Below are 14405 nucleotides of genomic sequence, written 5' to 3'. Positions count from 1 at the left end.
GATGACGGGATGCTGTTCGTTGCCTTTGCCATGCTTATCGCTGTCGGAATCGGCCTTGCGATCAGTGCCGACGCTGGCACCGTGGTGGGGCTGACGCAGGCAGAAACCGCGCGTCTGATACCGCTGCTGCTCATTTTGACGCTTGTCGCCAGCGCGGTGATCGGGCGGCGGCACAGGCTGGGCGAAATCCTGAGCAATTTCACGATCTGGATCGCGATCGGCGCGGTGCTGATGGTGGGCTATACCTATCGCGACGAGTTGGCGGGCGTCGGCCAGCGGGTGATGGGCGAGCTCAATCCGGGCGCGGCGATCATCAACGAGCAGACCGGCAATGTGCGCATCAACCGCGGCATGGCGGGCAATTTCCGGGTCGAGACTGCCGTGAACGGCGCGCGTATCCCCATGATCTTCGATACCGGAGCCTCTGCGGTCGTGCTGACCAATGCGGACGCGCGCGCGGCGGGGATCGACACCTCGGTGCTGGGTTATTCCGTGCCTGTCCAGACCGCCAACGGCACCGGGTATGCGGCCGCGACGACGCTCTCGCGGCTGGAAGTTGGCAATATCGCTCGCGATAATGTCCGGGCGTTCGTCGTCCAGGAAGGAGCGCTCGAGACCAGCCTTCTGGGCATGACCTTCCTTGAGACCCTGACCCGGTTCTCGGTGACGCGCAACGCGCTGGAAATGACCGACTAGGGCATATGCTGTTCTGATTGAATCAGAACAGGAGCGCTAAGTCTTTGATGTGTCGCGTTTCCGAACCGGAAAAGTTCTTCCACTTTTCCTGAAAACGCTCTGGAGCAGAGACCGGGTGCGCTTCGCCTAGCCGGCCAGCGCCATCTGCGTGTCGAGGACCGCGAAGGCCTCTGCGATGACTTCGGGCCCGGCGCCCGGGCGACACGCTTCCACGCTCAGAATCTGCCTGAATTTGCGCGCCCCCGGGAGCCCGTTGGCCAGCCCCAGCATGTGCCGGGTGATCCGGTTGACGCGGATCTCGCCGCTGGCCATCTGCCCCTCGGCATAAACGATCATGGCGTCCCGAACCTGATCGAGCGTAGGCCCGTCCCGGTCGTCCCCGTAAAGGCGGCGGTCGATCCGGGCCAAGAGCATGGGATCGTGATAGGCGGCCCGCCCCAGCATGACGCCGTCGAGAACCGCGAGGTGGTCCTCGCACGCCTCGAGCGTTTCGATCCCGCCATTGATCGAGACCGGGAACGCCCCCAGACGCGCCTTGAGCCTGTGGACCCGGTCGTAGTCGAGCGGAGGGCGGGTCCGGTTCTCCTTCGGCGAGAGCCCCTGGAGCCAGGCCTTGCGGGCGTGGACGTAAAGGTGGTCCATACCCGCGGGCAGGACCGTGTCCACGAAGCGGTCCAGCCCGGTCTCGGGATCCTGGTCGTCGATGCCGATGCGGCATTTCACGGTGACCGGGCGGTCGGTGGCGTCGCGCATGGCGCGCACGCACTCGGCGACAAGCTCGGGCTCGGCCATCAGGCATGCGCCGAACCGGCCCGCCTTCACGCGGTCCGAAGGGCAGCCGACGTTGAGGTTGATCTCGTCATAGTCAAAGGGCTCCGCCACGCGCACCGCCTCGGCCAACTCCCGGGGATCGGAGCCCCCGAGCTGCAGCGCGACCGGATGCTCGGTATCGCCATAGGCGAGAAGCTGCCCGGGATCACCATGCACGAGCGCGGCGCTGGTCACCATTTCGGTGAAGAGCAGGGCCCGGCGCGACAACAGCCTGTGCAGATACCGGCAATGGGTATCGGTCCAGTCCATCATGGGCGCCACGGCGAAGCGGCGGGAGGAATTCAAGTCTTGCATCGTCTCATCGAACATTGGCAGCGGTCGGCGGTTTGTGCGCCGGGATCAGCGCCCTATACACCCATCGGCGCTAAGGGGCAAAATCGGGGCTTTTACCGCGCGGCGAGCGCTGCCGCTGCGTCCAGCAGCAGGCGGACGAAGCCCGGGTCGGCAAATCGGATGCTGCCATCGGGAAGCCCGAGGATGCGGTCTGCGGCAAAGCCCTGTGCGACCAGCCGCTGTTCGGCTTTGACCGCTGCAGCCTCGGCCTCGGGGGTTCCGGCGGCGGCGAGCAATGCCGCAAGCGGTTCGTAGCTCGCCGTGCCCACCGCGAACATGATCTCGGCGGTCGTCTCGGCATCTCCAACGATCATGAACGTGCCGTCCTCGGCACCCTCGGCGATGACCTGGGCGAAGGCGGGGGCAATCCGCTCTCCGATCGCCCTGTTGATCCGGCTGTACAAGGCGAGGTTTTCCGGAGCGAACAGCGGCCCGAACACGCCGATGATGTCGGGCAGCGTTTCGGCCCGGGCCTGCCGCATGGTGGTCAGCATGTCGTTGAGCCGCTCATAGGGCGAAAGCACTTCGGATTTCAGGATCGGCTCGATCTCCTCGAGCAGCGATTCCGCCAGTTCCACGCAGAACGCCTCGAGCGCGTCCTCCTTGGTGGCGAAGTGGTGGTAAAAGCCACCCTTGGACACCCCGGCCCGCGCGAGGATGTCGCTCACGGTCGTGGCTTCATAGCCCTTTTCGAGGAACAGCGCCGACGCCGCGCCGATGATCGCATCGCGCCGGGCCCCCGGATCACGCCTCTGCCTTGGAACAAACATCACGCACTTTCTTTCCGACCGACTGGCGGTCGGAACCTCCGCCATCACGACCATTCTGTCAACGGCGTGATGACCGGCAGGTGCGTTCGCTGCGCGCGCACCCGTCAGGAGACCAGCCGGTAAGTCCCGAACCCGGCAAGAGCCATTCCCAGCACGACAAAGGTCCAACGCGGTCCGCTCCCGCCACCCAGTTCGGCGAACCGGGCGTCGAGCCAGTCCACCCATCTCGCGATCGCGCCCACGCGGCCGGCCTTGAGCGGGGCAAGGACCAGCGCCGGGGCCACCATGGCGAGGCTGTAGACGGCCATTGTCGCGGTGCGCGCCGAGTTTCCCATATCCGCGGCCCCGATGAGGGCAATCGCGCCCAGGTAGGGAAGCATCGTCGCGAACTCGAGCGTGACTGTGGTAACGGCCAGCGCTGCGAGACCGCGCGCGCCCCCCGGACCTCCGGCCCGCTCGCGCCACGCGGCTTTCCGCCGCTGCCGGACACAGAAGCCGAAGGCCATCAGCAACATCCCTGCCCCGACCATCGCCCAGCTCGCAGCCCGGCTCGCTATCGCCCCGCCAAGCACATCCACCAGAGATTCCGCGCCAGCCAGAACCGCCAGCCCGACCGCGAAGTAGCAGGCCGCCACGCAGGCGAGATAGAACAGCACGCCCCGGGTCGCGACGCCGCGAGCCATCAGCCAGATGGGGATATAGAGCGTCCCGATGGACGTACTGTCGAGGGCCGCGAGGCCTAAAAGGGCGAACACGAGGCCTGGTGACATGCCTACCGGACGCTCCTGTATCCGCCGGGCACGCCATTGGGCGAATAGACGACCTGCCAGAGATGGACCCACCGCGCCCGGAAGGCCGCCGCGCAGCACAGGAGGTAGTAGCGCCACATGCGATGGAAGCGCGCGCCATACCGGTCTGCGATCTCGGGCCAGGCCGCTTCGAAGCGCGCGTGCCAGGCCATCAGCGTGCGGTCGTAATCGGCGCCGAAATTGTGCCAGTCCTCCATGACCAGCCGGCGCTCGGCGGCCCGGGTCAACTGTCGGGGCGAGGGCAGCATGCCATTGGGGAAAATGTATTTCTCGATCCAGGGTTCGCCGCTCCTGCGGCTGAGGGATCCGCCGATGGTGTGCAGCAGGAACAGCCCGTCCGGCGAGAGCAGCGAGCGGATTTTTGCGAGATAACGGCGATAATTCTTGTAGCCCACATGCTCGAACATGCCGATCGAGACGATCTGGTCGAATGAACCGTCGAGATCCATGTAATCCATCAGCCGGGTCTCGATGGGCAGATCGCCGCGCGTGTCGTTGGCGTAGGCGTATTGCTCTTTCGACACCGTGATGCCGATGCCTCTGGCGCCGTATTTCTCGGCCGCGAATTTGAGAAAGCCGCCCCAGCCCGAGCCGACGTCGAGAACGGTCTGGCCCTCCCTGAGCCCGATCTTGCGGCAGATGAGGTCGAGCTTGGCTTCCTGCGCGGCATCGAGCGTGTCGGCTTCCCGCCAATACGCGCAGGAATAGATCATGCGTGTGTCGAGCATGCGCCGGTAGAGATCGTTTCCGATGTCGTAGTGCTTTTCGCCGACTTCGGTCGCGCGCCAGCGCTGGGTGTTCAGCACCATGCCTTTGAGCGTCGCAGCCGCGAGCGCGAAGTCGAACCGGATGCGCGAGCCGATATCGGCGGTCATCAGCCGATAGAGGAACTGGTCCACAGCCTCGGCGTCCCACCAGCCGTCCATATAGGCCTCGCCCAGCCCAAGCGAGCCCTGGGTCATCACACGGCCATAGAGCCTCTCGTCATGGACCTGGACGTCCCACGGCCGACTGCCCCCGACCACGACGTCGCACTCGGCCAGAAGGTCAGTTATAAAGCGCTTGAACCTCGCTGACATGTCGAAGCATCCGCAATTGCAGAGTCAAATTCCGAACTCAACATGTCCATTGAATTGAACTTTTCCTTCTTTGTCCAGAAGCGGTTCGGAGCCGTTCACGGGTGCTCGTCGTCTGGCGTTTGCAGGATTTCGATCAGTCGCGCGACCCGGCCCGAGGGCATGGGTCGGCCCGCGTTGAACATGGCCTCATCGGCGTTGAGCCAAGCGAATGCTTCGGCCAGTTCCTGCTCATTGGCTCCGATCCCGGCGATTTCGGCAGCGAGCTGGTTGTCGACCGGCCCGATGATATCCTCGAGATCCTTGCGATCCATGACCCACCTCCTGGTTCATCCGTTGCCGATGAGGCCCAAACGCGCGAGTACACCCACGGTTTCACCCCTTCCCGCAGCCAGCGCGCCGGAGCATAATTTATGGGACCGATGTCGGAATACCCCAACGAGGATCGTCCTCGCCCCATAAGGAGCTCACTGATGCTGTATGCCATTCTCTGCTACAATGACGAGACCGTCGTCGGGACCTGGAGCGAGGCCGAGGACAGGAAGGTCATGGACGATCTGATGGCCGTCCAGAAGCCACTCGCCGAAGCGGGCAAGCTGGGCCCGGTCGCGCGTCTGCTGCCGACCACCGCGGCCACCACCCTGCGCAAGACCGCAGGCGAGCCGCTGGTGCTCGACGGCCCCTTTGCCGAAACCAAGGAACAATTCCTCGGCTTTTACGTCGTGGATTGCGAAACCCTCGATGAGGTTGTGACGATCGTTCGGGATCTGGCCAGAGCCAACCCCGGCACGGGCTCCTACGAGATTCGCCCGGTCTCGTTCTTCAACCCCGGTTCTGCCACACCATGACAGGAGACCACGACTGGATCGGCCTGGCGCTCAACGGCGCGCGTCCCCGCGCGGTCGCTGCGCTCTACCGCTATTTCCGGGATGTCGATCTGGCCGAGGAGGCGTTCCAGGAGGCCTGCCTGCGAGCGCTCCGCACATGGCCGGACAAGGGTCCGCCGCGCGATCCGGTCGCATGGCTGATCCTGGTGGGCCGGAACACCGGGGTCGATACCCTGCGCAAGCGCTCGCGCCTGGTTCCGCTGCCCTCCGAGGATCTGCTTTCCGATACCGAGGACGCCGAGACCGATGTGGTCGAACGGCTCGACACCAGCCATTTCCGGGACGATATCCTGCGGCTGCTGTTCACCTGCTGCCACCCCGACCTGCCCGCCACCCAGCAGATCGCGGTGGCGCTTCGGGTCGTCTCGGGGCTGAGCGTGCCCCAGATCGCGCGTGCGTTTCTGGTCAGCGAAGCGGCACTCGAGCAGCGGATCACCCGCGCCAAGGCCAGAATCGCGAAATCGGGCGCTTCGTTCGAGCCCCCCGACGCGATCGAGCGCGCCGAACGACTGGGCGCGGTGATGGTAATGATCTACCTGGTGTTCAATGAAGGCTATTCCGCCGGCCAGCGGGCCCATGGCGCGGCGCTCTGCGTCGAGGCGATCCGGCTCGGACGGCTGCTGCTGGGTCTGTTTCCGTCCGAGCCCGAGCTCATGGGCCTTCTGGCGCTGATGGTCCTCCAGCATTCTCGCCGCGATGCCCGGTTCGACGCCGAGGGCGCCCCGGTGCTGCTTGACGATCAGGATCGCAAACTCTGGGACAGGGTGGCGATTGCCGAAGGGCTGGCGATGATGGACAAGGCCATGCGCCACGGGCGGCCCGGCCCCTATCAGGTTCAGGCCGCGATCGCCGCACTCCACGCGCGCGCCGGCGCACCGGAGGCCACCGACTGGGGGCAGATCGACCTGCTCTATGGCACGCTCGAGCGCATGCAGCCCTCCCCGGTCGTCACCCTCAACCGCGCGGTCGCCGTGTCCAAGACCCGAGGCGCCATCGCCGCGCTCGAGCTGATCGAGCCGCTTGCCGGGCCGCTCGCCAATTATTTCTACTTCCACGGGCTGCGCGGACTTCTGCTCACGGAAACCGACCGTCGCGACGAGGCGCGCGAGGCGCTGGGCCGCGCGATCGCCCTTGCGGGCACGCCGGCCGAGGCGGCCCATATCCGCAAGCACCTCGACGCGCTCGATGCCGAGGCGCGCTCGCGCCGATTTCGCTATCCGTGATTGTTTTATCGCTCCCTGATGTCGGATGCCCCCCATCCCCGCCCGTCATTGTTTCATAGCAACACCAAGAGAGACCCCGAGATGCACCGTCAGCCAGAACACAGCCTTTCGATCACACGGCTCATCCCTGTTCCCCGCCCCGTGCTCTACCGGGCCTGGACCGAGCATCTGGGCGAGTGGTGGGCGCCCCGGCCCTACACCACGCCCGAAGTCGAGCTGGACCTGCGTCCCGGCGGCGTTTTCCGCACCCAGATGGTCGACGGCGATGGCAATTTGCATCCGGAAGGCGATCCCGGCGTCGTGCTCGAGGCGATCCCCAATGAGCGCATCGCGTTCACGGACGCCTTCCTGCCGGGCTGGGTGCCGTCCGCGGCGCCGTTCATGGTCGGTGTCTTCACCTTCGCGGACGAGGATGGCGGCACCCGCTACACCGCGTCGGCCTGGCACTGGAAGGTCGAGGATCGCAAGGCCCATGAGGAGATGGGGTTCGAGGTCGGCTGGGGCATCGCTGCCGACCAGCTCGAAGAAGTCGCCAAACGCATTGCGAGCTGACTTCACGTCCTGATTCCGCGACTTGCCGGATTGAATCCGGGTGTAGCGGCAACCGACTGATGTCTCATTGTTTCTTCAGGGAGAGAAAGAAATGAAGATCATTCCCTATCTGTCTTTTTCCGGCGATTGCCGCGAGGCCTTTGCCTTTTACGAGCGGGTGCTGGACGGCACCATTCTGGACATGATCACCCATGGCGACACGCCCGAGGGAGAAGGGGCCGGCGCGCATTGGTCCGACAAGATCATGAATGCTCATATGCGAGCGGGCGAGTATGAGCTTATGGGCGCCGATACGCCTCCCGAATATGCCCAGCCCGGTGGCGGGTTCTCGCTTTCGCTCCATTTCGAGGATCCGGCCAGGGCCCGGTCAGTCTATGACGCCCTGTCAGAGGGCGGAGAGCAGACCATGCCGTTCGCGTCGACGTCATGGTCCCCCGGCTTTGGCATGACGAGAGACCGGTTCGGCGTCCATTGGATGGTCAACGTCGTGCCTCAGGCCTGACAGAAATCGCCCGGCGGACCGATGGCCCGCCGGGGCATTTCTGAAGCGCTGGTATTGTGGGGCTCACACGTCGAACTGATAGGTCGCCGGCACGTAGCGGAAGCCGTCGCCGAATTCTTCGACATAGCCCAGCGCCGGGAACGGCATGTGATAGCCGATAAAGGGGATGCGATCGGCTGCGATCATGCCGAACACTTGCCGGCGGGTTTGCGCCGCCGCTTCCTTGTCGGCGTCGAAGGCCACATGCCAGTCGGGGCGCTGCAGCGAGGCGACGTAATGGTTGGCGGTGTCGGCGGTCAGGGCCAGGCGCTCGCCATCGCTCTCGATGTGGAAGATCATGTGGCCAGGCGTGTGACCGAACGCGGCCATGCCGGTGATGCCGGACACCACGTCCTCCCCATCGCCGATAAAGCGGGTGCGCTCGGCGAGCGGGCCAACGGCGTTCATGACGTTCTCGGCACCCTCGGCGGACCAGTGATCGTACTCGGCCTGCCCGATCACGTAGTCGGCCTCGGGGAACGCCGGCTCCTCGCCTTCCCACAGCCCGCCGATATGGTCCGGATGAAGGTGGGTGAGCACGACAGTATCGATGCTGTCAGGTGCATAGCCTGCCTGCTCGAGGAGACCGCGCAGCCGGCCCATGCCATTGGCGCGGCCATTCGCACCCATGCCGGTGTCGAAAAGGATCACCTCATTGCCAGTGTCGATCAGCGTCGGGGTGAATCCGTTTACGAACCGGGTCTCGGGCAGGAAGTTCTCGGCCATCAGCTCCGCGACAGCTTCCGGGTCCTGATCTTCCCCGAAGGTGGGGTGCGGGCCATCTCCCGGGCGCATGCCGTCCGATACGGTCAGGATGGTGAAGCCGCCAAGCCCGATGCGGCGGACGAGCCCCTGATCGGGCATATCGCTCGCCTCGGCTTCCTGGGCGCTGGCGGTCGCCATGGTGGAGGCGGGCAGCACGAGCGAGCTGGCGGCGAGCCCGGCGCCGGCGAAAAAGCCGCGACGGCTGGTGGTGAATCTGGACATGCTGAGGGTCTCCCTGGAGCTGTTGCAGGTATCCTGCTACGCCTCGGGGACCCCTCCGGTTCCTCTGCCCGCGCTCACCAAACCGTGAACGTCAGCCGCCGTCCTTCCAGCGCACGCGATAGAGGTCGAACCGCCGATCGCGCAGATTGCGCACGGCGCCCTGGGACCGCGCCCATTGCAGGGTCGAGACGTTGAGGTCGGCGACCACCACCATTTCCACGTTCTCGCTGGCCTCCGCCGCGATGCCGTCGCGGGCGAACGGCATGTCCGAGGGGGTCAGGATCGCGGAATGGGCGTAGTTGATGTCGAGGTTGTCGACATTGGCGAGATTGCCCGTGATCCCCGAGGTGACGACGTAGCACTGGTTCTCGATGGTGCGCGCCTGGCTGCAGTAGCGCACCCGCAGGTGCCCCTGGCGGGTGTCGGTGCAGTAGGGCACGAACATGATGCGGGCGCCCTGGTCGGCGAGGCGCCGGGCGACTTCGGGGAATTCGCTGTCATAGCAGATCATCACCCCGATCGGCCCGCAATCGGTGTCGATGACGTCCACGGTGTCGCCGCCCACGATGCCCCAGTAGTCGCGCTCGTCGGGCGTGGGGTGCATCTTTTCCTGGGCGTGGACGGTGCCGTCGCGCAGGAACACGTAGCACACGTTCTGGATGTCCTCGTCTTCAGTGATGGTGGGATGGCTGCCCCCGATGATGTTGATGTTCCAGCCCAGCGCCATCTTCTGCATGCGGTCGATGAATTCGGGCGTGAACTCGGTCATGCGCACGATTGCCTCATGGGGCGGCCGCTCGGGCTCGCTCGAGAGCAGGATGAGCGTGAAGAGCTCGGGGAACACCACGAAATCCGAGCCGTAATCAGCCGCGACTTCCACGAAATACTGGACCTGCTCGAAGAATTCCTCGGCGCTGGAAACCTTCTTGGCTTCCATCTGCACTGTTGTGACGCGCACGGTCTCGCGGCTGCGCCGATGGGCCGGGCGCTGCTCGTCTTCCGGGTCGTAACGCGGATTGCGCCAGACCATGAGCGCGGCGTGCCCGCCCGAGGCGTTGTCCTCGGGGTGGTAGTTACGCAGGAGCATTTCGGGCTCGAAGCCGAGCTTCATCTGGAAGGAGGCGACCGGATCGCGCACCTCGCGCTCCTTGACCGCATTGAAATAGTCGCGGATGCGGGGATAGTCCTTCTTGTTGCGCCGATAGCCCGGCAGGCGGCCGCCGAAGGCGATGCCCTTGAGCCAGAGTTCCTCGCACAGCCGCTGGCGCGCTTCGTAGAGCCGCTTGCCGATCCGTGCCCGGCGCCGGCCAGGGTCGACGCAAACTTCCACGCCGTAGAGCCACTCGCCCTTGGCGCTGTGCCGGCTGCCATACCCCGCGCCGGTTATCGCCTCCCAGGTGTGCTGGCGAAACACCTGCTGCTCGCCGAGCTGGAGCGTGGCGGCATAGCCCACGATCTCGCCGTCGAACACGGCGACGAACTGGCCTTCGGGGAAGGCGTTGATCTGGCCGCGGATCGTGCCCGACTGGTAGGGCCCTTCTTCGGGATAGACGCGTGCTGCCAGCTTGATGATGTCGGGGACATCGGCAACGGTGGCGTTGCGCACTTCAAGAATGGGCTTTGAGGCAAGCTTGGCCAACTCGGTCCCTCGCGATCTGTGAGATGAATGGACGGTGTCCGGGGGATGCCGGTCCGCTCAGGCCGGGGTAAACGGAATCGAAGCCGAAAGGCAATAGCCCTGCGCTCTTTCGACGTCGATCTTACCGGACCACTTGCTCTCGATCAGCGCCACCATCAGCCTGCTGCCAAAGCCGCGCCGGGGGATGGAGGGGTCGGGCTCGGTGTTGATGGGGTCCCGCCAGGTCAGCGTGAAGGTCGCGAGTTCGGACCCTGACCGCTCCACATTCCAGTTCAGCTCGACCCGGCCATCATCGCCGGCCAGGGACCCGTACCGAGACGAATTGGCGGCCAGTTCATGGGCGATGAGCCCGAGGTCGAAGCACAGGTCGGGCGGCAGCAGCACGTCCCTGCCCTGCATCGAGATACGGTCGGCGAAGGGTTTGAGCGTGTCGCCGAAAAGCGTCCGCACGCGCGTCGAGGTCCAGCCCCCATGGGCGACGATGTAATTGGCGCGCGACAGAGAGCCCAGGCGCTCTGAAAACGAGCTGTGCGCTTCCTCGGGGCTGCGCGCGCTCGAGAAGGTCTGGCTGGCAATGGTCGAGACCAGTTGTAGCATGTTGCCCGCCCGGTGGGACATCTCGCGCACCAGAAGCTGTCGATGGTCGAGTGCCTCGCGATTGCGCGCCGCATTGGCCACGATGGTGGCCAGCGAAAGCAGGAACTCGGCATCCGTGTCGGCGAATTGGCGCAACCGCGTGTCATGAATGCCGAAAACCCCGAAAGGGCGCGTGGACGACCCCGGGATCAACACGCTGATCCCCGACCGCACGCCGTGCTCGTGAAGGAGTTCGGGGCCCGAGAACCGGGTCTCGGTGCGCAGATCCTCGACGATCACCGGCGATTTGGCGACCAGAGTATAGCCGGCCTGGGATTGAAGTTCGGTGCCCACTGTGGCGTTGCCCACGAGGCCATCGTGCCAGCCGCGACCGGATGCCAGACGGAGATGATCGGCAGTGCCGGCAAAAAGCAATATCTTGGTGAGCGGCACGTCAAGCACGTCTGCTGCAACATCGACCGCGCGGTCGAGCACTTTCTGGATGCGGCCTTCTCCGAATGCAAAGGTGCCGAAATCGGCGATCGCCTTCTGCTGGGCGAGGCGGGTTTCCAGCTCCCGCTCTGCCGCGCGCCGGGCGGTGACGTCCATGCAAACGCCGGTCAGGTAGCGCACGCCTTCGGGGTCGGTCACGATCGAGCCGGAGGCCTCAATCCACACCGGATCCGTACTCAGGGAGGGATTGGTCCGGTACACCGAGGTGTAAGGATCGCCGGTCTCGAGCGTGGACTGAATGGCCTGCCAGACGTCGCTGGTATCGCTGGGGTGGATATCATTGCGGAAGCTCGAAAGCGTACCGTCGAAGGTCCCGGCTTCGAGTCCGTGCAGGGATTCGAGGTTCTCGCTCCACTCCAGCTGGTCGGTATCGACGCGCCAGCGCCATACCCCCACCTTGCCGGCAAGCAATCCCTTGTTGAGCGTATCGGCGTCCAAGATTATTCCGCCAGTGGCATTCCGTGCCTGTTGATGCATTGACTTTCCTTGGGCTGAACAGGCTGCCTGTTTCAGGCACTCCGCTTCCAGCCGCATCCATGAACGCGCGAACCTGAGTGTTCGATCCGCTCAGGGGATCACATGATTGTCACTTTCGATCGCGACCAGATCGCGGGCCCGTTCAAGCAGCTCACGACCGTCCAGACCCTGCGCGCCGGCCTCTTGGACCCAACGGTCGATGGTGGCCTCTGCGGCCTGGCGCCAGCGCGCTGTTTCTGCTTCATCGAGCCGGACGATCGTGTTGCCGCGGTCGAGTGCCGACTGGCGCGCCACGAGATCGTCCGCGTCATTGGCAGCCCCGAACCGGCCGGCCCACTCCACGCCCGAATTGGCATCGATCACCGCCCTGAGATCCTCGGGGAGGCGCTCATAGCTCTGCCGATTCATCACGAAGGCAAAGGTCTGGGTGTAGAGTCCGCGCGGCCCGGCGAACTCGGTGTGGCTGGACACGATCTCGCTTGTGCGCAGGGCCAGTGTCACCTGCCAGGGTATCGTCGCCCCATCGATCACGCCGCCCACGAGCGCGACCGGCACGTCGGGCACCGGCATGCTCACCGCATCGGCGCCCAGATCGTCGAGCATCGCGCTGATCACCCGCGAGCCGCCCCTGATGCTCATGCCGTCGAGACCTTCAAGAGCGGCCACGGGCGTCCGGGTGTGCAGAATGCCCGGACCATGGGTGTGGACGGCAATCAGCTTGACGTCACGAAATTCGTCCTCGGCGTATTCCTCGACGAATGCCTGGAAGGCGCGCGAGGTGGCTTCCGCGTTCGAGACCATGAACGGCATCTCGAAGACTTCGGACTTCGGGAAGCGGCCGGGCGTGTAACCCAGCACCGTCCAGACGAGGTCGACAACACCATCACGCGCCTGATCGAACAGCGAGGCGGGCGAGCCACCCAGTTGCATGGACGGATAATATTCGACCTTGATCCGACCGCCCGATTGCCGCTCGACCGTTTCGGCCCAGGGAATCAGCCCCTCGCGGGGCACGCTGTCGGTCATGGGAAGAAACTGGTGCAGCCGCAGCACATGGTCCTGCGCCTTTGCCGCATGAAAAGGGGCCACGCTCATGAGCGCAGCCACCAAAACGGTCTTGAGTAACATGGCGATCCCCCGCCCTGCGCGGAACCAGCAAGGATGCCTCTCATCCTGTGCGAGTTCGATTCCGCTCCGGAGCGCGGTATCGCCCCGGGTGCCGGTTCCCCCGGCACCCGACGGTTCTAGCTAAGGGTCAGTCTGCACTCAACCGCAGAATCTGGCCCTCGAAGTCATCGACCAGCAGATACAGCGCTCCGTCGGGCCCTTCGGTCACATCACGAATGCGCATCTGGAAATCGTCTCCGAAGAGGAATTCGTCGCCCTGCACATCCTCACCGTCCAGATCGACCCGGATCAGATTGGTGCCGGCAAGCGCGCCCATGAACGCATCTCCCTGCCAATCGGGGAACATGTCGCCCGAATAAAAGGCCAGTCCCGAGGGCGCGGGCGAAGGCACCCAGGTCCGCTCGGCTTCCACGAGGTCCTCGGGCAGCTCTTCGGGCGGATCGATGGGATCGCCCGAATACTCGGTGCCGTCGGTCAGCAGCGGCCAGCCGAAGTTTCCGCCTTCCTGGATGCGATTGAGCTCGTCACCGCCGCGGGGACCGTGCTCGGCCACCCAGAGCTCGCCGGTCTCGGGATGCAGGTCTGCGCCCTGCATGTTCCGGTGGCCATAGCTCCAGATTTCGTCGAGCGCGTCCTCGTCATCGACGAACGGATTGTCCTCGGGCACCGAGCCATCGGCATTGATTCGGATAACCTTGCCCAGGTGGGAGTCGAGATCCTGGGCCTGGTCGCGGAACTCCGCGTCCGAGCGCTCGCCGGTGGTGATGAAGAGATAGCCGTCTTCATCGAAGGTCACCCGCGAACCATAGTGGAGCGTGGAGGGCAGCTTGGGCTGCTGGGAGAAGATCACTTCGACGTCCGAAAGCTCGGAGCGGTCGTCCGAAAGGGCGCCACGAGCAACCGCGGTCGAGTTGGTCTCGTCCTCGCCGGGCTCGGCGAAGCTGAAATAGACCATGCGGTTGGACTCGAAGTCCGGGTCGAGCGTCACGTCGAGCAGACCGCCCTGACCGCGGGAATCCACTTCCGGGATGCCCGCAATGGGATCGGATAATTCGCCGTTCTCGTCGATATAGCGCAGCGTCCCCTCACGTTCGGTCACCAGCATCCCGCCATCGGGCAGGAACACCATGCCCCACGGGAACTCTACGCCCTCGACATAGGTTTCGAGGTGGACCGAGCCAGCCTCGGTCTCGAACGTCTGGTCCACGGCCATTGCGGGCATTGCAAGAGCGCTGGCGCAAAGGGCGATGGAAAGCGTGCGAAGGGACATGAAGGGTCTCCATTGGTTGTGGTACTCCCCAACCCAATGGCCTCACTTCACCGACGTTCCTCCGCTCGCGCGGTAAACAGGCAAACGCAGTGTTCAC

At 64.8% G+C, this 14405-nt stretch carries 15 protein-coding genes; 5 read left to right on the top strand and 10 right to left on the bottom strand.

Features of this window, described 5'->3' with window-relative positions; genetic code table 11:
• The first annotated feature begins 9 nt into the window (after positions 1–9).
• Complete coding sequence (locus EO136_RS17620; RefSeq protein WP_127145700.1) at positions 10–696, top strand: retropepsin-like aspartic protease family protein; 687 nt, start codon at positions 10–12, stop codon at positions 694–696.
• 126 nt (positions 697–822) lie between these two features.
• Here the strand turns inward: EO136_RS17620 and dusA are convergent, their stop codons facing one another.
• From dusA to EO136_RS17595, 5 genes are all read right to left on the bottom strand, one after another.
• Positions 823–1812 carry a tRNA dihydrouridine(20/20a) synthase DusA gene (gene dusA, locus EO136_RS17615; protein ID WP_425466636.1) on the bottom strand — a complete coding sequence of 330 codons (990 nt, stop codon included), beginning with the start codon at positions 1810–1812 and terminating at the stop codon, positions 823–825.
• A 101-nt stretch (positions 1813–1913) separates the two neighbouring features.
• Positions 1914–2630: a TetR/AcrR family transcriptional regulator gene (locus EO136_RS19015; protein ID WP_164730676.1), complete on the bottom strand. Its 717-nt coding sequence runs from the start codon at positions 2628–2630 to the stop codon at positions 1914–1916.
• A gap of 104 nt (positions 2631–2734) precedes the next feature.
• Positions 2735–3400, bottom strand: coding sequence for a GAP family protein (locus EO136_RS17605; RefSeq protein WP_127145697.1), 666 nt, complete (start codon positions 3398–3400; stop codon positions 2735–2737).
• A 2-nt stretch (positions 3401–3402) separates the two neighbouring features.
• Positions 3403–4518, bottom strand: coding sequence for a cyclopropane fatty acyl phospholipid synthase (gene cfa, locus EO136_RS17600; protein WP_127145696.1), 1116 nt, complete (start codon positions 4516–4518; stop codon positions 3403–3405).
• Positions 4519–4613: 95 nt separating this feature from the next.
• Positions 4614–4829 (bottom strand): hypothetical protein, encoded by a 216-nt coding sequence (locus EO136_RS17595; RefSeq protein ID WP_127145695.1) that lies wholly within the window; start codon positions 4827–4829, stop codon positions 4614–4616.
• A 159-nt stretch (positions 4830–4988) separates the two neighbouring features.
• On the opposite strand from EO136_RS17595, the gene EO136_RS17590 reads away from it, so the two are divergent.
• The 4 genes from EO136_RS17590 to EO136_RS17575 all read left to right on the top strand — a co-directional run bounded on the left by EO136_RS17590 (position 4989) and on the right by EO136_RS17575 (position 7679).
• Positions 4989–5363, top strand: coding sequence for a YciI family protein (locus EO136_RS17590; RefSeq protein ID WP_127145694.1), 375 nt, complete (start codon positions 4989–4991; stop codon positions 5361–5363).
• Positions 5360–6625 (top strand): RNA polymerase sigma factor, encoded by a 1266-nt coding sequence (locus EO136_RS17585; RefSeq protein ID WP_127145693.1) that lies wholly within the window; start codon positions 5360–5362, stop codon positions 6623–6625. The genes EO136_RS17590 and EO136_RS17585 overlap by 4 nt, the downstream gene beginning before the upstream one ends.
• Positions 6626–6706: 81 nt before the next feature.
• On the top strand, positions 6707–7177 hold the full coding sequence (locus EO136_RS17580) for an SRPBCC family protein (protein ID WP_127145692.1): 471 nt from the start codon (positions 6707–6709) through the stop codon (positions 7175–7177).
• Positions 7178–7268: 91 nt separating this feature from the next.
• On the top strand, positions 7269–7679 hold the full coding sequence (locus tag EO136_RS17575; protein ID WP_127145691.1) for a VOC family protein: 411 nt from the start codon (positions 7269–7271) through the stop codon (positions 7677–7679).
• 63 nt (positions 7680–7742) lie between these two features.
• Here EO136_RS17575 and EO136_RS17570 read toward each other — a convergent pair whose 3' ends face one another.
• From EO136_RS17570 to EO136_RS17550, 5 genes are all read right to left on the bottom strand, one after another.
• The gene (locus EO136_RS17570) at positions 7743–8705 is read right to left on the bottom strand and encodes an MBL fold metallo-hydrolase (RefSeq protein ID WP_127145690.1); all 963 of its coding nucleotides are present in this window, start codon (positions 8703–8705) and stop codon (positions 7743–7745) included.
• Between the two features lie 91 nt (positions 8706–8796).
• Positions 8797–10344 (bottom strand): bifunctional GNAT family N-acetyltransferase/carbon-nitrogen hydrolase family protein, encoded by a 1548-nt coding sequence (locus EO136_RS17565; protein ID WP_127145689.1) that lies wholly within the window; start codon positions 10342–10344, stop codon positions 8797–8799.
• Positions 10345–10401: 57 nt separating this feature from the next.
• The gene (locus EO136_RS17560) at positions 10402–11871 is read right to left on the bottom strand and encodes a sensor histidine kinase (protein ID WP_164730675.1); all 1470 of its coding nucleotides are present in this window, start codon (positions 11869–11871) and stop codon (positions 10402–10404) included.
• 129 nt (positions 11872–12000) lie between these two features.
• A complete protein-coding gene (locus tag EO136_RS17555) occupies positions 12001–13038 on the bottom strand; it encodes a TRAP transporter substrate-binding protein (RefSeq protein WP_127145687.1) in 1038 nt (345 codons plus the stop codon).
• Positions 13039–13165: 127 nt separating this feature from the next.
• Positions 13166–14308 (bottom strand): PQQ-dependent sugar dehydrogenase, encoded by a 1143-nt coding sequence (locus EO136_RS17550; RefSeq protein ID WP_127145686.1) that lies wholly within the window; start codon positions 14306–14308, stop codon positions 13166–13168.
• Positions 14309–14405 lie beyond the last annotated feature (97 nt).

It is taken from the genome of Pelagibacterium montanilacus, assembly GCF_003992665.1.
In the GTDB taxonomy this organism is placed as follows: Bacteria; Pseudomonadota; Alphaproteobacteria; order Rhizobiales; family Devosiaceae; genus Pelagibacterium; species Pelagibacterium montanilacus.
The sequence above is the reverse complement of the archived record's forward strand: the minus strand, read 5'-3'. Positions and strand labels throughout refer to the sequence as shown.

What these genes read in the sequence shown, in the direction of transcription:
- EO136_RS19015 (WP_164730676.1), bottom strand. Translation starts at nt 2,630, where the DNA reads ATGTTTGTTCCAAGGCAGAGGCGTGATCCGGGGGCCCGGCGCGATGCG.
- EO136_RS17550 (WP_127145686.1), bottom strand. Translation starts at nt 14,308, where the DNA reads ATGTCCCTTCGCACGCTTTCCATCGCCCTTTGCGCCAGCGCTCTTGCA.
- EO136_RS17585 (WP_127145693.1), top strand. Translation starts at nt 5,360, where the DNA reads ATGACAGGAGACCACGACTGGATCGGCCTGGCGCTCAACGGCGCGCGT.
- EO136_RS17555 (WP_127145687.1), bottom strand. Translation starts at nt 13,038, where the DNA reads ATGTTACTCAAGACCGTTTTGGTGGCTGCGCTCATGAGCGTGGCCCCT.
- cfa (WP_127145696.1), bottom strand. Translation starts at nt 4,518, where the DNA reads ATGTCAGCGAGGTTCAAGCGCTTTATAACTGACCTTCTGGCCGAGTGC.
- EO136_RS17570 (WP_127145690.1), bottom strand. Translation starts at nt 8,705, where the DNA reads ATGTCCAGATTCACCACCAGCCGTCGCGGCTTTTTCGCCGGCGCCGGG.
- EO136_RS17620 (WP_127145700.1), top strand. Translation starts at nt 10, where the DNA reads ATGCTGTTCGTTGCCTTTGCCATGCTTATCGCTGTCGGAATCGGCCTT.
- EO136_RS17605 (WP_127145697.1), bottom strand. Translation starts at nt 3,400, where the DNA reads ATGTCACCAGGCCTCGTGTTCGCCCTTTTAGGCCTCGCGGCCCTCGAC.
- EO136_RS17590 (WP_127145694.1), top strand. Translation starts at nt 4,989, where the DNA reads ATGCTGTATGCCATTCTCTGCTACAATGACGAGACCGTCGTCGGGACC.
- EO136_RS17580 (WP_127145692.1), top strand. Translation starts at nt 6,707, where the DNA reads ATGCACCGTCAGCCAGAACACAGCCTTTCGATCACACGGCTCATCCCT.
- EO136_RS17595 (WP_127145695.1), bottom strand. Translation starts at nt 4,829, where the DNA reads ATGGATCGCAAGGATCTCGAGGATATCATCGGGCCGGTCGACAACCAG.
- EO136_RS17575 (WP_127145691.1), top strand. Translation starts at nt 7,269, where the DNA reads ATGAAGATCATTCCCTATCTGTCTTTTTCCGGCGATTGCCGCGAGGCC.